Here is a 17,863-nt window from a genome sequence, read left to right on the forward strand (position 1 = left end):
CTGCGGCTTGCTGAATCATCAAGTTTTACAAATCAATAATTTTTCATAACAGCACTAACGACCGCACGGGACTGCTCAAGAACTACCTCCAAAGGTTGTGTAGAGTCGATATCGACGATTGGAGCACCATTGAAAGATAACTTTGGGACAACGTTGATCTTTTTTTCCAGGGAAGCAGGAATGTGGTCGGGCTTGCGCCGAATGGCTGTTTCAAGGTCAACGTTTAGTCGCAGAACCACATCGGGCGTCACTGCCGCCATCTTCTTATAGAGCCAGAATTCCACATGCATGAGCATCTTTGCTCCGCCATCCGTGAGTTTTCGACCCGTTAAGTGAGGACCATCCATTTCCCCAGGCTCGACAGTTTGTGGATATCGATCCGTTAGGATGGCTCGTCCCATGCCACGAAAAAAACACATTCTCGTGAATCGGATCACGCGTCTCATGGACGCTATGAACATGACCAATGCGACTGGGAAAGATATACCTTTTTTGCGTGCGGAGGCTCCAACTTTGCTGATACGGCTATCAACTTTTTTACCCAGAGGATTTTTTCGCATCGCCCTGCGAAGATTGCCCGTCTGTTTACCCAGGTGACACAGCGTTGTAGGACGATAATCTGACATGAAGCGCAATAATTCATGGCTTACGGTCGTTTTCCCGCTGCCGTCTGTTCCGACGATAGCAATAATCGGAACTTTTCGTCCCGGCACTTTGCAATAGTTCATATTTTTATACTGTCCATTATAGGGTACTCATCGCCGCAACTGTCTATGTGTGGCCGCGCCCACCTTAGGAGAGTGCCATGGAGTCAAAATAACATGATTTCGACAAATGACGATACGCCGCACGGGGCGTCGCAGGCTCACTTTTGCGACGTCGGTCATCACTCTGCCAATGCGATGCTTGAGCCACAGGTTAAAGACTGCCTTGCGTCGTGACCCATGCTCGTATCCGGCCAGCTATTTCATCGGGTAATTTAAACAACTCGTTATCATAGTCGAGTTCATTACGAGTTTTTTTCAGGACCAGATCATCATGCATCCCCCCCATAAGGCCATTTATGGTGGCGAGGAAACGCGAAACGGCATCAAGCTCAGGAGTGGGATGGAGTGCCCGGCGGGTATCGTTCAACGCTATGCGGCGGCTTATGACCTTGCGTAACTCGTGAAACCGCCTAGCGGTGAGAAGTGGGTTTTCTTGCACCGCGGCGACGAGGTGCTGATCTTCCGTCGCGATATAGCGCTGGAAGCTTTCTACCGTAGAAAGTCCAGCCTTAACGAGGATTTCACGTAGTTCTTCAAAGAAATCGCTGCGAAGACGACACCAAAGCTTGATACCAAACCAGAAGGTGCGCAAATTCTGACCACTCTTGTACGCATCCTGGAAAACACCCATAAGACGAGTGATGGAGTGCAGCCTTTCGGGTGGGGCGTGTTGTTCACTGTAGTTAGCACAGGCAAAACGCATCTTCTTGAAGCGTGCGCGCATAAGTTTGAAGCTTAAGGCTTGCTCGGGCGTAGCTGAGCGGCGAATAGCGATGGTGAAAACAAGGCGGCGTGTAGAGGATATGCTCATACCGGAAGTCAGGAGCTGCCAAGCAAGACGGTAACAATCTGCCAGTTCTTCTTCTGTAAAGTCCGGTGCAGGGTTTGTTGGGCAATAAGCTTCGAGATTAATCTCGTCATTATCCAGGATATTTTGGGTCAAAGCCGCCAACTGAGCTTGGGTGGCTTGTGGAAAATCGAGAGACAACGAAGACCTCGGCATTAAGCACCTGCACAAAATTAATTAGGTATTTTTTCGCAACCTGACGGCAGTGACACAAAGTTGCCGATAGCGGCCCAAGAGCGCCAGGCACGAGTATTTTGTATAAAGCATGCTTGCCATTCAGGGGCTTTTCGTATGATTATTTAGGTTATAGCATAATCTGATGACGTGAAAATGACGTCTTCTAGCTATGCAAGTCTTGGTTCCATCTACCAAAAAGACATAAATCTGCATTTTTTCATGTCCGAAAATTTTGTTTTTTTGAGATCAAAATAATTGCTCTTCTACTTTGAGCCACTCTATCAGAGCGATCATGAAGAATTCGTCATTGCCGCACAGGGTCCTTCGGGCACTGATCATCATCGACCTTTAGCGGCTACAGGCCGAGCTCTGGCCTTCGGGGCGTATGGTTCGTTAGCCTAAACAGTGCGAAAACAGGCAATACGGGTTTCCAACCATGCCAAGCTACGTTCGCTTACGAACGCTTTCTCCAGGCATATCCGCTCGTCCACTCGCTCGTGATTTTTTGATCCATGGTCCAAGCCCGTGCCTTGAGGGCCTGAGAAAAGCATTGGCAACCAGCAGATTTCGAGCTGGGCACTTTGACCTCCCAAGGAATAGATCACACAATCGGCTCATCTGATGAGCCGGGTGGACGATTTATTCGGCTCATGCTCAACCGGAGTCTCACTTTGCCCGACGCCCGCCCTCCCGCACTCGACGAAATCGACCGTCAACTGATCGCCGCCCTGCAGATCAACGCCCGTGAAAGCGTGGCAAGGCTGGCCCGGCAGCTGGGGATTGCCCGCACCACCGTCACCTCTCGACTGGCACGTTTGGAGAGAGCCAAAGTAATCACCGGCTACGGCGTGCGCCTGGGGCAACGCGTGGTGGACGGCGGCCTGCAAGCTTATGTTGGGATCACGGTGCGGCCACGCTCGGGCAAGGATGTGGTCCGGCGCCTCAGTGCCATGGCGCAGGTCCAGCAACTATGCACGGTGAGCGGCGAGTTCGACTACGTCGCCTGGTTGCGCAGCGATTCGCCGGAGCAACTGGATCAATTACTCGATCAGATCGGCAGCGTTGAAGGCGTGGAAAAAACCACCACCTCGATCATTCTCAGCAGCAAAGTAGATCGAGGCCAACCACTCTAGTTGGCGCGGGGGCGAACATGCCCGAGGGGGGTTTGTGCTTTTGAGAGTTCCTTCGCGGATAAATCCACCTAACCCCCCCTAGGAGGTAGACTTATCTGCCGAGGAATCGGCACTCTCGCTGCAATATGCAGCTTGTGTTCGTCATAAAGTATCGCCAACAATCAAAACGACGACATTTTGCGCCTTAATTTAGGTAGGCTTCGCTCCTTACAATGGTGCCCGTCTTTTCCTATCCTCACTCCAGCTGGGTATCACCCGACTCGAGTCGCCAGCTAGGTCCGCCATGAACCAGAACAGTCGCCACCCTGCCGACGGCAAAAAACCGATCACCCTCTTCGGTCCGGACTTTCCTTTCGCCTTCGATGATTGGATTGAGCACCCAGCCGGGCTCGGCAGCATTCCCGCGCATAATCATGGCGCCGAAGTGGCGATTGTCGGCGCCGGTATCGCCGGGCTCGTCGCCGCCTACGAACTGATGAAGCTGGGCCTCAAGCCAGTGGTTTACGAAGCTTCGAAAATGGGCGGTCGCCTGCGTTCCCAGGCCTTCGAAGGCGCCGAGGGCATCATTGCCGAACTCGGCGGCATGCGCTTCCCGGCCTCCTCCACCGCGTTCTATCACTATGTCGACAAGCTGGGCCTGCACACCAAACCCTTTCCCAACCCGCTGACCCCGGCCTCCGGCAGCACGGTGATCGACCTCGAAGGACAAACCCATTACGCACAAAAGCTGTCCGACCTGCCAGCGCTGTTCCAGGAGGTCGCCGACGCCTGGGCCGATGCCCTGGAAGAGGGTTCGCGCTTCGGCGATATCCAGCAGGCCATCCGCGACCGCAATGTGCCGCGCCTGAAAGAACTGTGGAACACCCTGGTGCCGCTCTGGGACGACCGCACTTTCTACGACTTCATCGCCACCTCGAAAGCCTTCGCCAGCCTGTCCTTCCGGCACCGCGAAGTATTCGGCCAGGTCGGGTTCGGCACCGGCGGGTGGGATTCGGACTTCCCCAACTCGATGCTGGAAATCTTCCGCGTGGTGATGACCAACTGTGACGATCATCAGCATTTGGTGGTGGGTGGCGTGGAACAGGTGCCGCTGGGTATCTGGCGGCATGTGCCGCCGCGTTGCGCCCATTGGCCGGCCGGCACCAGCCTCAGCTCGTTGCACCATGGGGCGCCACGCACCGGGGTGAAACGCATCGACCGCGCCGCCGACGGCCAGTTCGCCGTGACCGACAACTGGGGTGATACCCGCCATTACGCCGCCGTGCTAACGACCTGCCAGAGCTGGTTGCTCACCACTCAGATCGAATGCGAGGAATCGCTGTTTTCGCAGAAAATGTGGATGGCCCTGGACCGCACGCGCTACATGCAATCGTCGAAGACCTTCGTCATGGTCGACCGACCATTCTGGAAGGATAAGGACCCGCAAACCGGCCGCGACCTGATGAGCATGACCCTGACCGATCGCTTGACCCGTGGCACCTATTTGTTCGACAACGGCGACGACCAGCCCGGCGTGATCTGCCTGTCGTACTCGTGGATGAGCGATGCGCTGAAGATGCTCCCGCAGCCGATCGATAAGCGGGTCAAGCTGGCCCTGGACGCGTTGAAGAAGATCTATCCGAAAGTGGATATCGCCGCCCGCATCATCGGCGACCCGATCACCGTCTCATGGGAAGCCGACCCGCACTTTCTCGGTGCCTTCAAGGGCGCATTACCGGGCCACTACCGCTACAATCAGCGGATGTATGCGCATTTCATGCAGGCCGACATGCCGGCCGAACAACGCGGAATCTTCATTGCCGGCGACGACGTTTCCTGGACACCGGCCTGGGTCGAAGGCGCGGTACAGACCTCGCTCAACGCCGTGTGGGGCATCATGAATCACTTCGGCGGCAGCTCCCACGCCGAGAACCCCGGGCCGGGCGATGTGTTCGCTGAAATCGGCCCGATCGCCCTGGCCGACTGAACGGAGTCGAATCCATGCGCATAGCTCTTTACCAATGCCCGCCGCTGCCACTGGACGTGAAGGGCAACCTGCGCCGATTGCAACAACTGGCGGTTGAAGCACGCGGGGCCGATGTGCTGGTGGTGCCGGAGATGTTCCTGACCGGCTACAACATCGGCGCCGAAGCCGCGGCCCTGTTGGCAGAGGCCCGTGATGGCGCGGCGGCGCAACATATCGCCGCACTCGCCACGGCCTCGAATATCGCCATTGTGTATGGCTACCCGGAGCGGGCCGAGGACGGTCGAATCTACAACGCCGTACAGTTGATCGATGCCCGTGGCCGCAGCCTGTGCAACTACCGCAAGACGCATCTGTTCGGCGACCTCGATCACTCGATGTTCAGCGCCGGGCCGGACGACTTCCCAGTCGTCGAACTCAATGGCTGGAAACTCGGGCTGCTGATCTGCTACGACGTGGAGTTTCCGGAAAACACTCGACGCCTGGCCCTGGGCGGCGCCGAACTGATCCTGGTGCCCACGGCGAACATGGTGCCCTTCGACTTTGTCGCCGAGGTGACCATCCGCGCACGGGCGTTCGAGAACCAATGTTACGTGGCCTATGCCAACTACTGCGGTCATGAAGGCGAAATCCAGTACTGCGGCCAGAGCAGCATTGCCGCCCCGGACGGTAGCCGGATCGCTCAGGCCGGTCTGGATGAAGCGCTGATCACCGGCACCCTGGATCGCTCGCTGATGCAGCAATCGCGGTCCAGCAACCGCTACTTGCTGGACCGCCGCCCCGAACTCTACGGCGACCTGGGTCGGGACTGACTCGCCGTTATCCGCTAGCATGAACGCTTCTTTGTAACGGAAGCGCTCATGTCTGCGACGATCTCCCCCACCCCCGAATGGACGATCCTGGCCAACGGCCTGCGAGTCTCGTGGCGCCATGTGCCACAACTCAAACGCAGCGCGGCCGTGCTGCGGGTCGCGGCGGGCAGCCATGACACACCGCCGGCCTGGCCGGGCCTGGCGCACTTTCTCGAACATTTGCTCTTTCTCGGCACCGAGCGTTTTCCCGCCGCCGAAGGGCTGATGGCCTATGCGCAGCGCCAGGGTGGCCAGGTCAACGCACGCACAGGCGACAGAAATACCGATTTCTTTGTCGAACTCCCGCCCCAGGCCTTTGCTGGCGGGCTGGAGCGCTTGTGCAACATGCTCGGCCACGCGCGCCTGACGCTGGACGAGCAACGGCGCGAACGCGAGGTGCTGGAGGCGGAGTTTATCGCCTGGTCGCGGGACGCCCTGGCACAGCAGCAGTTGAGGCTCTACGCCAGGCTATCTCCCGATCATCCGTTACGCGGTGTACATGCGGGCAATCGCAGCAGCCTGCAAATCGACGAACCGGCCTTTCAGCGGGCACTGCAAACCTTCTATCAGGACTTCTACCAGACCGGGCAAATGACCCTGAGCCTGGTCGGTCCGCAGTCGCCGGATGAACTGCGTGCCCTGGCCCAAGCGCTGACGACCGACCTGCGTCCTGGGCAAGCGATCCCGCAACAGGCGCCGCCGACGTTGCTCGAAGCCAGCGGGCAACGTTATTCACAGCTCGACAGCCAGCGCTTCGATCTGATCCTGGCTTATGAAGCCTTGCCCGCCGGCTCACGCCAGGCCCTGGACTTCCTCTGTACCTGGCTGAACGACAACCAACCGGGCGGACTATGGGCCGAGTTGCGCTCGCGCCTGTGGATACATTCGCTGACTGCCACACCGGTCTATCAATTTGCCGGCCAGGCCTTGTTGCATATCGAATTCCAATTGACGCCCCAGGGCGCCAACCGCACCGCTTCGATCCAGACACTGTTCGGCGACTGGCTGGCATTCTTCCGTAGCCATGCCGACTGGCCGACGCTACGCCAGGAATATCGTTTGCTGCAAGGCCGCAAGGCACGCGGTGGCAGCGCCCTGGAACGAGCCCGGCGGGACAGCGAGGAATGCTCGGCGCAACTCACCGAGCCGGGCCTGGCGGCTCTCAAGGAACTGCTCCGCCAGACCTCCTCGGCGCCTGTGGATAACGCCACCGCGTCCTGGCAACTGCCGAGCGCCAATCCCTTCCTGCGGTCCACGGCGCCTGCCGAACATCCGGGCCTGATCCGTGGACAGACCAGCGCCCATCGGGGCCTGCGAACCTTCGCCCAGGACCGTCTGCGGGGTCGTCACATCTCAGCCATCGCTTATCGCCAGATCCTGGACGACAGTACACAAGCCGTGGTTTACCTGCGTTGGCAACTGGACACTCCCGGTGACACTCATCCCCTGCATGCACGACTGGACCACGGCCTGCAAACCCTGCGTTCCCAAGCGCGCCAGGCGGGAGTGGAACTGTCTTTGACGATTCACGGCACAGCTTGGCAACTCAAACTGAGCGGTTTCCGGGAGCCGATTCCGGCGATCCTCAGACAAACCCTGCAGGCACTGACCCACCCTGCCGACAGTTTCTGGCAGAGCGGCGCGGACACCCCCGAGCGGCCCCCCCGAATTCCCATCCGCGAGCTGCTCCAGCAACTGTCCGAACAACCACGACTCGATAAGGGTGCCGCACCACTCCAGAGTATCGAGGATCTCCAGGCACTCTGGTCCGGCGCCAGTTGGCACGGACTGGCACTGGGCTTCCCGCCAGCCACACAGCCGGCGCTCAATGCCGTGCTGAGCCAGGTTCCCGGTCGCGCCACGCAACAGCCGACTGCGCCGCCATTCGCGGCGGGCGAAAAGCATTGGCAAACAATCTCCTGCGACACCCACGAACCAGCCTTGCTGTTGTTCTGCCCGAGCCCCACCCCAACCCTCGCTGACGAGGCTTGTTGGCAACTGCTCGGCCACCTGCTCCAGATGCCCTTCTACCAGCGCCTGCGCGGCGAGTTGCAACTGGGTTATGCGGTCTTCAGCGCCGTCCGCCAAATCGATGGCCGCACCGGTCTGTTGTTGGGCGTGCAATCCCCGACCACCTCGCTCGGCGAATTGCTCGGCCATATCGAAAGCTTCCTCTCGCAGCTTACCGAAATGCTCAGCGCCCTTGATGACACCACTTGGGACACCCAGCGCGAAGCCCTGGCCGGACAGTTCGTAGTCGGCGACAGGCCCTTGGACGAGGCCGCCGAGTTGCTCTGGCAGGCCCATCTGGCCGACCATTCATCGGATTATCTCGAACAACTCGGCTCGGCCATTCGCACCCTGGGACGCGAACAACTCCTGAGGGCCGTCGGGCAGCTCAATCAGGCCGAGGGTGGCTGGTTGTGCCTGGCAAACGGGCCGGGGCCGGCCTCAGGCTGGCGGGTCATCAGATGATCGTACCTTGGCCGCCAGGGGTTTTCTCCACCGAGGCGCTCTATCCTCAAGGTCAAATTGAGTAACATTAACCTCTTAACTATCTGAACATCTCCGGTCGCAGGTGGACTATATGTATAGAGACCAACCGTCCACCTACCCAAAGGAGCCATTCATGTCCTGGACCAAACCCGCCTATACCGACCTACGCATCGGTTTCGAAGTCACGATGTACTTCGCCAACCGTTGAGCCGCGCTTTTATTTCACTGCATGCAGTGCAACGCCTCGGTTCGCCGGGGCGTTTTATTTTCAGACCTTGAGTGAGTAACGCGGCCATGTTCGTCCAGATCCTAGGTTCCGCCGCCGGCGGCGGTTTCCCCCAGTGGAACTGCAACTGCGCCAATTGTGCGGGGTTTCGTGAGGGCAGCCTGCGGGCCACGGCACGTACCCAGTCGTCCATTGCCCTCTCCGACGATGGCCTGAACTGGGTGCTGTGCAATGCATCACCGGATATCCGCGCTCAGCTCCAGGGCTTCGCCCCGATGCAACCGGGCCGGGCCGCGCGCGACACCGGCATTCGCGCTCTCATCCTGATGGACAGCCAGATCGACCACACCACCGGCCTGCTTAGCCTGCGCGAGGGCTGTCCGCATCAGGTCTGGTGCACCGAGATGGTCAAGGAAGACCTGAGCACCGGCTTCCCGCTGTTCAGCATACTGAGCCACTGGAATGGCGGCCTCGACTGGCAACGCATCGAGCTGGGCGGCCACTTCACTATTGCGGCCTGCCCCAACCTGTGCTTCACCCCACTACCGCTGCGCAGCGCCGCGCCACCTTATTCACCGCATCGCCTCGACCCACACCCCGGCGACAATATCGGCCTGATCGTCGAAGATCGCCACACGGGCGGCAAATTGTTCTATGCGCCGGGCCTGGGCAAAGTCGACCGTTCCCTGTTGGAGATCATGGCCGGCAGCGATTGCCTGCTGGTGGACGGCACGCTGTGGGACGACGATGAAATGCAGCGCCGTGGCGTCGGCACCCGCACCGGCCAGGAAATGGGCCACCTGGCCCAGAACGGCCCCGGCGGCATGCTCCAAGTGCTGACGCAACTCCCTGGGCCGCGCAAGGTGCTTATCCATATCAACAACACCAACCCGATCCTCGACGAGGACTCGCCGCAGCGCGCCGAGCTGCGCCGGCGCAACGTCGAAGTGGCCTACGATGGCATGAGTATCGAGCTGTAGGAGCACACCAGCATGAGCGACATCCCGATGTCCCCCGCCGAGTTCGAGCAGGCTTTGCGCGCCAAAGGCGCCTACTACCACATTCATCACCCCTACCATGTCGCGATGTATGAAGGTCGCGCCAGCCGCGAGCAGATTCAGGGTTGGGTCGCCAACCGCTTCTATTACCAGGTGAACATTCCCCTCAAGGATGCTGCGATCCTGGCCAATTGCCCGGATCGGGAGATCCGCCGCGAGTGGGTCCAGCGCCTGCTCGACCACGACGGCGCGCCAGGCGCGGACGGTGGAATCGAAGCCTGGTTGCGCCTGGGCCAGGCGGTTGGCCTGGACCCGCAGCAATTGCGCTCCCAGGAACGGGTGCTGCCCGGCGTCCGCTTCGCGGTGGATGCCTATGTCAACTTCGCCCGCCGCGCCAGTTGGCAGGAAGCGGCCGGCAGCTCGCTGACCGAACTGTTCGCGCCACAGATCCATCAGTCGCGCCTGGACAGTTGGCCCCGACACTACCCGTGGATCGATCCCGCCGGCTACGAGTACTTTCGCACACGTCTGGGTCAAGCCCGGCGCGATGTCGAGCACGGGCTGGCAATCACCCTCCAGTACTGCACCCATTACCAAGACCAGCAACGTATGTTGGACATTCTCCAGTTCAAACTGGACATACTCTGGAGCATGCTCGATGCCATGAGCATGGCCTACGAATTGAATCGTCCGCCGTACCACAGCGTGACCGCCCAGCGCGTCTGGCACAAAGGACTCGCCCTATGAGCTTCGATCGCGCAAAGACTCCGAAATGGCGACCCGGTTACCGTTTCCAGTACGAACCGGCACAGCAAGCTCATGTGTTGTTGTACCCGGAAGGCATGATCAAGCTCAACGAGAGTGCCGCGCTGATCGGCGGCCTGATCGACGGCAAGCGCCAGGTCACGGCAATCATCGCCGAACTGCAACAGCAATTCCCCGGCGTGCCCGAGCTCGGCGAGGATATCGAGCAATTCATGGAGGTCGCCCGTGCACAGCACTGGATCGAACTTGCCTGAGCCATCCTCGCCGTCCACGGCGCAAATCGGCCTGCCGCTCTGGTTGCTTGCCGAGTTGACCTATCGCTGCCCATTGCAATGCCCGTACTGCTCCAATCCACTGGATTTCACCGAACAGGGCAAAGAACTGAGCACCGACCAATGGCTTAAGGTGCTCCGCGAGGCAAGGGCCATGGGCGCTGCCCAACTGGGCTTTTCCGGCGGCGAACCGCTGGTGCGCCAGGACCTTGTCGAACTGATCGCCGAGGCCCGCCAGTTGGGCTTCTACACCAACCTGATCACCTCCGGCATCGGCCTCACCGAACAGAAGATCCGTCATTTCAAGGAGGCTGGGCTGGACCATATCCAGATCAGCTTTCAGGCCAGCGACGAACAGATGAACAACCTGTTGGCCGGCTCGCAAAAAGCCTTCGCGCAGAAGCTGGAAATGGCCAGGGCGGTAAAAGCCCACGGCTATCCGATGGTGCTCAATTTCGTCACCCATCGGCACAATATCGACAAGATCGATCGCATCATCGAACTGTGCATTGCCCTGGAAGCGGACTTCGTCGAGCTCGCCACCTGCCAATTCTACGGCTGGGCCCAGCTCAACCGAGCAGGGTTGCTGCCGACCCGCGAACAACTGGTGCGCGCCGAACGTATCACCCACCAATACCGTGCCCGGCTCGAAGCCCAGGGGCACCCGTGCAAGCTGATCTTCGTCACTCCGGATTACTACGAGGAACGCCCAAAAGCCTGCATGAACGGCTGGGGCAGCTTGTTTCTCACCGTCACACCGGACGGCACCGCGCTACCCTGTCACGGCGCCCGACAGCTGCCGATACAGTTCCCCAACGTGCGCGATCACAGCCTGCAACACATCTGGTATGAGTCGTTTGGTTTCAACCACTTTCGCGGTTACGACTGGATGCCCGAGCCTTGCCGCTCCTGCGATGAAAAAACCAAGGATTTCGGCGGCTGTCGTTGCCAGGCCTTCATGCTCACCGGGGATGCCAGCAATGCGGACCCGGTGTGCGGCAAGTCGGCGCACCACGGCCTGATTCTCCAGGCTCGCGAAGATGCCGAACACGCCACCCCGACCATCGCGCAACTGACCTTTCGCAATGAACGGAACTCGCGCCTGATCGCCAAGGGTTGAGCAGAATGGGCGGATCGACCCGTTCGGAGGTTTTGCGATGAGTCCACAAAATCGCGCCCATGCAGGGCACATAAAAGAAAACCCCGCCGAAGCGGGGCTTTGCAGACTGTTTCCCTGACATCCATTTCACTCCACCATCCTGGCGGAATCCTACGTGTCCCTGTTGTTGCTTTGAGCTTCCTGCTCGACGTCCTTGATTAGTAGATTAGCCCTGGATCCAATCCGGCGATATGGGCAAACGGCGGCACGTTATGTAAGCAAATGCTTATACGAAAGACGAAGTGTCAGAACTGTTCGGCATCCAGTAGGAACAGCGACGCACTCCCTGCTTTCACCGACGCGGTCAACGAATGAATACGCGGCAACAAGCGCGCGAAATAGAACCGTGCGGTGCCCAATTTACTCGCATAGAACGTCTCCTGCGTCTCCTTGCCCCATGCCGCCTTGGCCATCAGCGCCCACATGTAGGCATAGGCGGTATAGCCAAAGGTTTGCAGGTATTCGACTGATGCCGCACCCATCTCATCCGGGTTGATCCTGGAGCGCTCCACTACCCACGCTGTCAGCTCGTCGAGGTTATCCACTGCTGCTGCCAGGGGTTGGGTGAACTCCTTCAGGTCGACGCTCGCTGTGTCGATGAAATGGCGGATTTCCTCGGCGAACAGCCGATAGTAGGCGCCACCGTTACCGACGATCTTGCGCCCGACCAGGTCCAGCGCCTGGATACCGTTGGTGCCTTCGTAGATTTGGGTGATGCGCACATCACGCACCAGTTGCTCCTGGCCCCACTCGCGGATATAGCCATGACCGCCGAAGATCTGCTGCCCATGCACCGTGGTTTCCAGGCCCAGGTCGGTCAGGAACGCCTTGGCCACTGGCGTCAGCAGGGCCACCCGTTCATCGGCACGCTGGCGGCTCGCGGCGTCTTCGCTGAACTTGGCGGTGTCCAGTTGCATCGCCACATAGGTGGAGAATGCCCGACCGCCTTCGTTTATCGCCTTCATGGTCAACAACATGCGCCGTACATCAGGATGAACGATGATCGGGTCGGCCACTTTATCCGGGGCCTTGGGCCCGGTCGGCGAACGGCTTTGCAGGCGGTCGCGGGCATACTCGATAGCGTTCTGGTAAGACCGCTCCCCCGAAGCCAGGCCCTGGATACCGACGCCCAAGCGTTCGTAGTTCATCATGGTGAACATCGCCGCCAGACCCTTGTTCGGTTCGCCAATCAGATAACCCACGGCTTCGTCGAAGTTCATCACACAGGTAGCGGAGGCCTGGATACCCATCTTGTGCTCGATGGAGCCGCAGTTCGCCGGGTTGCGGGCGCCGAGGCTGCCATCGGCATTGACCAGGAACTTGGGCACCAGGAACAGCGAGATACCTTTCGGGCCGGGCGGTGCATCCGGGAGCTTGGCCAGAACCAGGTGAATGATGTTTTCGGTCAGGTCGTGCTCGCCGCCCGTGATGAAGATCTTGGTGCCGCTGATCTTGTACGAACGGTCAGCCTGCGGTTCGGCCTTGGTGCGGATGATCCCCAGGTCGGTGCCGGCATGGGGCTCGGTCAGGCACATCGACCCGGCCCAGACACCCGCGTACAGGTTCGGCAGATAAGTCTGCTTCAGTGCTTCGCTGGCATGGGTGTTGATCGATACGCAGGCCCCGGCTGTGAGCATCGGGTAGAGGCCGAAGGCGAGGCTGGAGGAGTTGATCATTTCCTCGACCTGGGCCGAGACCGCCTTGGGCATCCCCATGCCACCGAAGGCTGGGTCACCGCCGACGCCGACCCAGCCACCTTCGGCATAGGTCTGGTAGGCCTGGGCGAAACCAGCGGGCGTGGTGACTACGCCATTGTCCCAGCGGCAGCCTTCTTCGTCGCCACTGCGGCTCAGTGGCGCAATACTCTTGGTGGCAACCTTGCCGGCTTCCTCAAGAATCGCCTCGACGGTTTCTGCGTCCACGGTCTCGGCCAGGGCCGGTAGTTGGGCCCAGAGATTGGCAACCTCGAAAACTTCATTGAGAACGAAGCGCATATCGCGCAAGGGCGCTTTGTAGTCAGCCATGGCAAACCTCGCAAGATCTAAAACGACAAGGCCCGCACGGGCCGATTTCCGAAGGTTTGAGTGTACCCGAACAACTTTTGCGACACATAGGGTCAATGCGTGACTTTTTTGTTATTTTTGGTCACATGCATATCTTGAGATCATGCCCCGCCGTCACTCAGCCTAGCGCCTCGCCCGTGCGCACCGCGCCACGGCGCGAGGCCTGCCCGGCGGACATTACACAGTTGCGGCCAGCGCCCTTGGCGGCATAAAGCGCCTGGTCGGCGGACTTAAGCACCTGTTCCGCCGTGCGCTGGTCCTGCTGGCGCTCGGCGACACCGATACTGACTGTCACCGAGACACTGGTCGCCGCACTGCCCGCACGCCGCTGGCGACCTTGCTGGTCGTCCCGAGGGCGGCTGTCCGGGTTGCGCAGATGGATGTTGTAGTGGGCGATGACCTCGCGAATCACCTCCAGGTGCGGCAGGCATTCTTCCAGGGTCTTACCGGCGAATACCACCGCGAATTCCTCGCCACCATAACGGTAGGCGCGCCCACCGCCGCTGACTTTCGCCAGCTTGCTCGCTACCAGGCGCAGCACCTGGTCCCCCACGTCATGACCATGGGTGTCGTTGAATTTCTTGAAGTGGTCGACGTCGGTCATTGCCAGCACATAGTTGCGCCCCAGGCGCTGCATCCGCTCGTTGAGCGCGCGGCGTCCCGGCAGGCCGGTCAGCTCATCGCGAAACGCCATCTGATAAGCCTCATGAACCACCGCCGCGGCGATCATCAGCATCACCTGACTGCACATGATGTTCAGGGTGAAGGGCAAGATAAACGTCTTGGGCAACATCCAAAATAACCCAAGCAGGCCGACCAACTGGGCCGCGTGCAGCGGCCCCGGATGGCGCCAGTACTGGATCGACAACAGCAGGAAGGAGACGATGAACACCGGGTAGGCCAACTGGATCAGGCTCATCCAGCTACCATGCAACGCCGGCCAGCGAATCTGCGCCAGCCAGCCGAGCAAAGCGTCCGGATAACTCTGCTCCAGCCCCAACGCGATGCTACCGACCGCCAGCAGGACGGCAAAGCGTGCCACCATGTCCTGGAATAGGTGCGTGCGCTCCCGCCAGGCGGCGAACACACCAAACAGCAGGGGCAGCAACAGGCAGCACAAGTGGAAGATCACCGTCGCGTCTTCGCGCACCTTACCGTGGTCGCGGTAGTAATCGGTCTGGGTATCGAGCAGGAAATAACCGATGTAAACCGTGACCATCAGGAACAGTTCACGCTGGCGCCGATAGACCGCGCAATAGGCCCCCCCCAGCAACAGCACCAAGGTCGGCAGCACATTGAACAGCGAGGTGAAGAACACGCTGAGGTCCTTGACGTAGGCGGCCGCCAGCCCCGCAAGCAACAACAGTAAAGACGGTAGGAAATGATTGAAATGTACAGCGCAAGGACGCGGCAAGGTAAAGCTCCGACCGGCTGAATCAACAGATGGCATTGTGCCTCTGTTTGTCCGAGTAAAGCACAAGGAATGTGACAAGGATCAGCAATGCTTTCTCTTTAACGGCAGCCGGCAAGTTCTTCTTAGGATCTGTACGAAATGTTTTTGAGCAAAGACCGGGCCAGGCAAGCCGGCTTTCAACGCCGCATGGGCGAGCACAAATACATTTCCTACAGAGCCTAATGTTCGCGCAGGAATATTTATCGCCACAACCCGTCGCGATGTTGAAAAGCCACGCATAAAAAAGCCGCATCACCCGGAGGCGAAGCGGCTTTGCAGCAGTCAGCCAGGCAGTAATCAGTAGCCCAGGCTGAAGTGCTCTTCCTTCATGTCCATCAGGTTGTTGGCCCCCGACAGCATGGCTGCAACGTGAGCACGGGTACGCGGCAGGATGCGCTGGAAGTAGAAGCGCGCCGTCTGCAGCTTGGCGGTGTAGAACGCTTCTTCGGTGGTGCCGGCGGCCAGTTTCTCGGCAGCCACACGCGCCATGTCCGCCCAGAAGTAGGCCAGGCAGGCATAACCGGAGTACATCAGGTAGTCCACCGAGGCGGCACCGACTTCTTCGCGGTCCTTCATCGCCGCCATGCCCACTTTCATGGTCAGCTCGCCCCACTCCTTGTTCAACGCGGCCAGCGGCACAACAAACTCGATGACGGCGCTGTTGCCTTCATTGGCCTGGCAGAACTTGTGGACAATCTTGGTGAAGCTCTTCAGGGCTTCGCCCTGGGTCATCAGCACCTTGCGACCCAGCAGGTCGAGGGCCTGAATACCGGTGGTGCCTTCGTACAGCATCGAAATACGGCTGTCGCGAACGTTCTGCTCCATGCCCCATTCGGCAATAAAGCCGTGGCCGCCGTAGATCTGCACGCCGTGGTTGGCGGCTTCGAAGCCGACTTCAGTCATGAACGCCTTGGCGATTGGGGTCATGAACGCCAACAGGGCGTCAGCCTTCTTCTTCTCTTCTTGGTCCTGACCGTACTTGACGATATCCACCTGCTTGGCGGTGAAGTAGACCATCGCCCGGTTACCTTCGGCGAAAGCTTTCATGGTCAGCAGCATGCGCCGCACGTCGGGGTGTACGATAATCGGGTCGGCGGCCTTGTCCGGCGCTTTCGGACCGGTCAGGGAACGCATCTGCAGGCGCTCGCGAGCGTACTTCAGGCCACCTTGGAAACCGATCTCGGCGTGGGCCAGGCCTTGCAGCGCGGTGCCCAGACGAGCGGTGTTCATGAACGTGAACATGCAGTTCAGGCCCTTGTTCGGCGGGCCGATCAGGAAACCGCTGGCCGCGTCGAAGTTCATCACGCAGGTGGCGTTGCCGTGGATACCCATCTTGTGTTCGATGGAACCACAGGACACGGCGTTGCGCGCACCGACCGAACCATCGGCGTTCGCCAGGAACTTGGGCACGATGAACAGCGAAATACCCTTGGTGCCCGCCGGTGCATCCGGCAGGCGGGCCAGGACGATATGGACGATGTTGTCGGCCATGTCGTGTTCACCCGCTGAGATAAAAATCTTGGTGCCGCTGACCTTGTAGGAACCATCAGCCTGAGGTTCGGCCTTGGTGCGCAGCATGCCCAGGTCGGTGCCGCAGTGTGGTTCGGTCAGGCACATGGTGCCGGTCCACTCGCCGGACACCAGCTTGGTCAGGTAGGCCTCTTGCTGTTCGGGCGTACCGTGCTCGGAGATGGTGTTCATCGCACCATGGGACAGGCCGGGGTACATACCCCACGACCAGTTGGCTTCACCGACCATTTCGCTGATCGCCAGGCCCAGCGACTCGGGCAGACCCTGGCCGCCGTGCTCGACGTCATGGGCCAGGCTTGGCCAGCCGCCTTCGACGAACTGCTGGTAGGCTTCCTTGAAACCGCCCGGCGTCTTCACGCCCGCCTCGCTCCAGGTGCAGCCCTCGGTATCACCCACGCGGTTCAGTGGAGCCAGGACCTGTTCACAAAACTTGGCGCCTTCCTCGAGGATCGCGTCAACCATGTCCGGGGTCGCGTCCTGGCAAGCCGGCAGGCTCTGATAGTGCGCTTCGTAGCCGAGCAGTTCGTCACGAACGAAGCGAATATCACGCAAGGGGGCCTTGTAATCAGGCATAGCGATAAACCTCTGCTGATGAAACCTGGAATAAGCGACCGCGTCGATTTGCCACGTCGGTCAAACGATTGTTTGAAACATACGTTTGCGATCAAATCTTGTCAAGCCTCGACCATCAGCCATTCCTCATACATAAGGGACAGGCATTGAGGAAACGGCCTGCGTCCTGAAGGGTAACGGTTGACGATAAAAGTTAAGCGTAGTCGAGAGAAAATAAAGATCTGGGGTCAGCAGAATTATCATCGTTGGATCATGCCCACAGTTGGCCGCAATAAAGAACTTCAATGTGCGGAGTCTTGTAGGACTTTTCCTTACTTGCTGTAGCTCATCTATTTAAACACCGAACACCCCCCCATCTTCCCGCACACCTAGGCACACTGGCCTCTCGCGTACCTGTTCTTTTTATACGCGCCATGAACTTCCTACGCCTTGGTACATATGGCGGGTGATCCCCGACTGGCTAAACGGCGAGCTTTTCAACCGACTGCATGGCCGCAGCCTTGAAGATGGATATCACCGCGATGAACTCACCCGACTCCACCATGCCTCGTCACACCCGCCTGCATTCCCTTGAGGCCCCCTTGCCCCTG

At 59.5% G+C, this 17,863-nt stretch carries 14 protein-coding genes; 9 read left to right on the forward strand and 5 right to left on the reverse strand.

Annotation, left to right across the window (positions count from 1 at the left end; genetic code table 11):
- Positions 1-32 precede the first annotated feature (32 nt).
- Positions 33-728, reverse strand: coding sequence for a nucleoside/nucleotide kinase family protein (locus BMX68_RS22175; RefSeq protein ID WP_039792017.1), 696 nt, complete (start codon positions 726-728; stop codon positions 33-35).
- Between the two features lie 190 nt (positions 729-918).
- On the reverse strand, positions 919-1,755 hold the full coding sequence (locus BMX68_RS22180; protein ID WP_244159607.1) for a hypothetical protein: 837 nt from the start codon (positions 1,753-1,755) through the stop codon (positions 919-921).
- A gap of 707 nt (positions 1,756-2,462) precedes the next feature.
- Between BMX68_RS22180 and BMX68_RS22185 the strand changes: the two genes are divergently transcribed.
- From BMX68_RS22185 to pqqE, 9 genes are all read left to right on the forward strand, one after another.
- A complete protein-coding gene (locus tag BMX68_RS22185) occupies positions 2,463-2,924 on the forward strand; it encodes an Lrp/AsnC family transcriptional regulator (protein ID WP_017129815.1) in 462 nt (153 codons plus the stop codon).
- 283 nt (positions 2,925-3,207) lie between these two features.
- Positions 3,208-4,890: a flavin monoamine oxidase family protein gene (locus BMX68_RS22190; RefSeq protein WP_017129814.1), complete on the forward strand. Its 1,683-nt coding sequence runs from the start codon at positions 3,208-3,210 to the stop codon at positions 4,888-4,890.
- A gap of 14 nt (positions 4,891-4,904) precedes the next feature.
- Complete coding sequence (locus BMX68_RS22195; protein WP_017129813.1) at positions 4,905-5,699, forward strand: carbon-nitrogen hydrolase family protein; 795 nt, start codon at positions 4,905-4,907, stop codon at positions 5,697-5,699.
- 48 nt (positions 5,700-5,747) lie between these two features.
- Complete coding sequence (pqqF, locus tag BMX68_RS22200) at positions 5,748-8,213, forward strand: pyrroloquinoline quinone biosynthesis protein PqqF (RefSeq protein WP_074862624.1); 2,466 nt, start codon at positions 5,748-5,750, stop codon at positions 8,211-8,213.
- Positions 8,214-8,367: 154 nt separating this feature from the next.
- Positions 8,368-8,442, forward strand: a complete 75-nt coding sequence (gene pqqA / locus BMX68_RS22205) for a pyrroloquinoline quinone precursor peptide PqqA (RefSeq protein ID WP_010444206.1) — start codon at positions 8,368-8,370, stop codon at positions 8,440-8,442.
- 86 nt (positions 8,443-8,528) lie between these two features.
- The gene (gene pqqB / locus BMX68_RS22210; protein ID WP_017129810.1) at positions 8,529-9,440 is read left to right on the forward strand and encodes a pyrroloquinoline quinone biosynthesis protein PqqB; all 912 of its coding nucleotides are present in this window, start codon (positions 8,529-8,531) and stop codon (positions 9,438-9,440) included.
- A gap of 12 nt (positions 9,441-9,452) precedes the next feature.
- A complete protein-coding gene (gene pqqC, locus BMX68_RS22215) occupies positions 9,453-10,205 on the forward strand; it encodes a pyrroloquinoline-quinone synthase PqqC (protein ID WP_017129809.1) in 753 nt (250 codons plus the stop codon).
- A complete protein-coding gene (pqqD, locus tag BMX68_RS22220) occupies positions 10,202-10,477 on the forward strand; it encodes a pyrroloquinoline quinone biosynthesis peptide chaperone PqqD (RefSeq protein ID WP_017129808.1) in 276 nt (91 codons plus the stop codon). Before pqqC ends, pqqD begins: the two co-directional genes overlap by 4 nt.
- A complete protein-coding gene (pqqE, locus tag BMX68_RS22225; protein ID WP_051000568.1) occupies positions 10,449-11,615 on the forward strand; it encodes a pyrroloquinoline quinone biosynthesis protein PqqE in 1,167 nt (388 codons plus the stop codon). Before pqqD ends, pqqE begins: the two co-directional genes overlap by 29 nt.
- A gap of 284 nt (positions 11,616-11,899) precedes the next feature.
- Here pqqE and BMX68_RS22230 read toward each other — a convergent pair whose 3' ends face one another.
- The 3 genes from BMX68_RS22230 to BMX68_RS22240 form a co-directional block, all read right to left on the reverse strand.
- Positions 11,900-13,678, reverse strand: coding sequence for an acyl-CoA dehydrogenase C-terminal domain-containing protein (locus BMX68_RS22230; protein WP_017129806.1), 1,779 nt, complete (start codon positions 13,676-13,678; stop codon positions 11,900-11,902).
- 157 nt (positions 13,679-13,835) lie between these two features.
- Positions 13,836-15,131 carry a GGDEF domain-containing protein gene (locus BMX68_RS22235; RefSeq protein ID WP_017129805.1) on the reverse strand — a complete coding sequence of 432 codons (1,296 nt, stop codon included), beginning with the start codon at positions 15,129-15,131 and terminating at the stop codon, positions 13,836-13,838.
- A 336-nt stretch (positions 15,132-15,467) separates the two neighbouring features.
- Positions 15,468-17,273, reverse strand: coding sequence for a phenylacyl-CoA dehydrogenase (locus BMX68_RS22240; protein WP_017129804.1), 1,806 nt, complete (start codon positions 17,271-17,273; stop codon positions 15,468-15,470).
- Positions 17,274-17,863 lie beyond the last annotated feature (590 nt).

The sequence above is a fragment of the Pseudomonas agarici genome (assembly GCF_900109755.1).
GTDB lineage: Bacteria > Pseudomonadota > Gammaproteobacteria > Pseudomonadales > Pseudomonadaceae > Aquipseudomonas > Aquipseudomonas agarici.

What these genes read in the sequence shown, in the direction of transcription:
- BMX68_RS22190 (WP_017129814.1), top strand. Translation starts at nt 3,208, where the DNA reads ATGAACCAGAACAGTCGCCACCCTGCCGACGGCAAAAAACCGATCACC.
- BMX68_RS22175 (WP_039792017.1), bottom strand. Translation starts at nt 728, where the DNA reads ATGAACTATTGCAAAGTGCCGGGACGAAAAGTTCCGATTATTGCTATC.
- BMX68_RS22195 (WP_017129813.1), top strand. Translation starts at nt 4,905, where the DNA reads ATGCGCATAGCTCTTTACCAATGCCCGCCGCTGCCACTGGACGTGAAG.
- pqqD (WP_017129808.1), top strand. Translation starts at nt 10,202, where the DNA reads ATGAGCTTCGATCGCGCAAAGACTCCGAAATGGCGACCCGGTTACCGT.
- BMX68_RS22240 (WP_017129804.1), bottom strand. Translation starts at nt 17,273, where the DNA reads ATGCCTGATTACAAGGCCCCCTTGCGTGATATTCGCTTCGTTCGTGAC.
- pqqB (WP_017129810.1), top strand. Translation starts at nt 8,529, where the DNA reads ATGTTCGTCCAGATCCTAGGTTCCGCCGCCGGCGGCGGTTTCCCCCAG.
- pqqF (WP_074862624.1), top strand. Translation starts at nt 5,748, where the DNA reads ATGTCTGCGACGATCTCCCCCACCCCCGAATGGACGATCCTGGCCAAC.
- BMX68_RS22230 (WP_017129806.1), bottom strand. Translation starts at nt 13,678, where the DNA reads ATGGCTGACTACAAAGCGCCCTTGCGCGATATGCGCTTCGTTCTCAAT.
- pqqC (WP_017129809.1), top strand. Translation starts at nt 9,453, where the DNA reads ATGAGCGACATCCCGATGTCCCCCGCCGAGTTCGAGCAGGCTTTGCGC.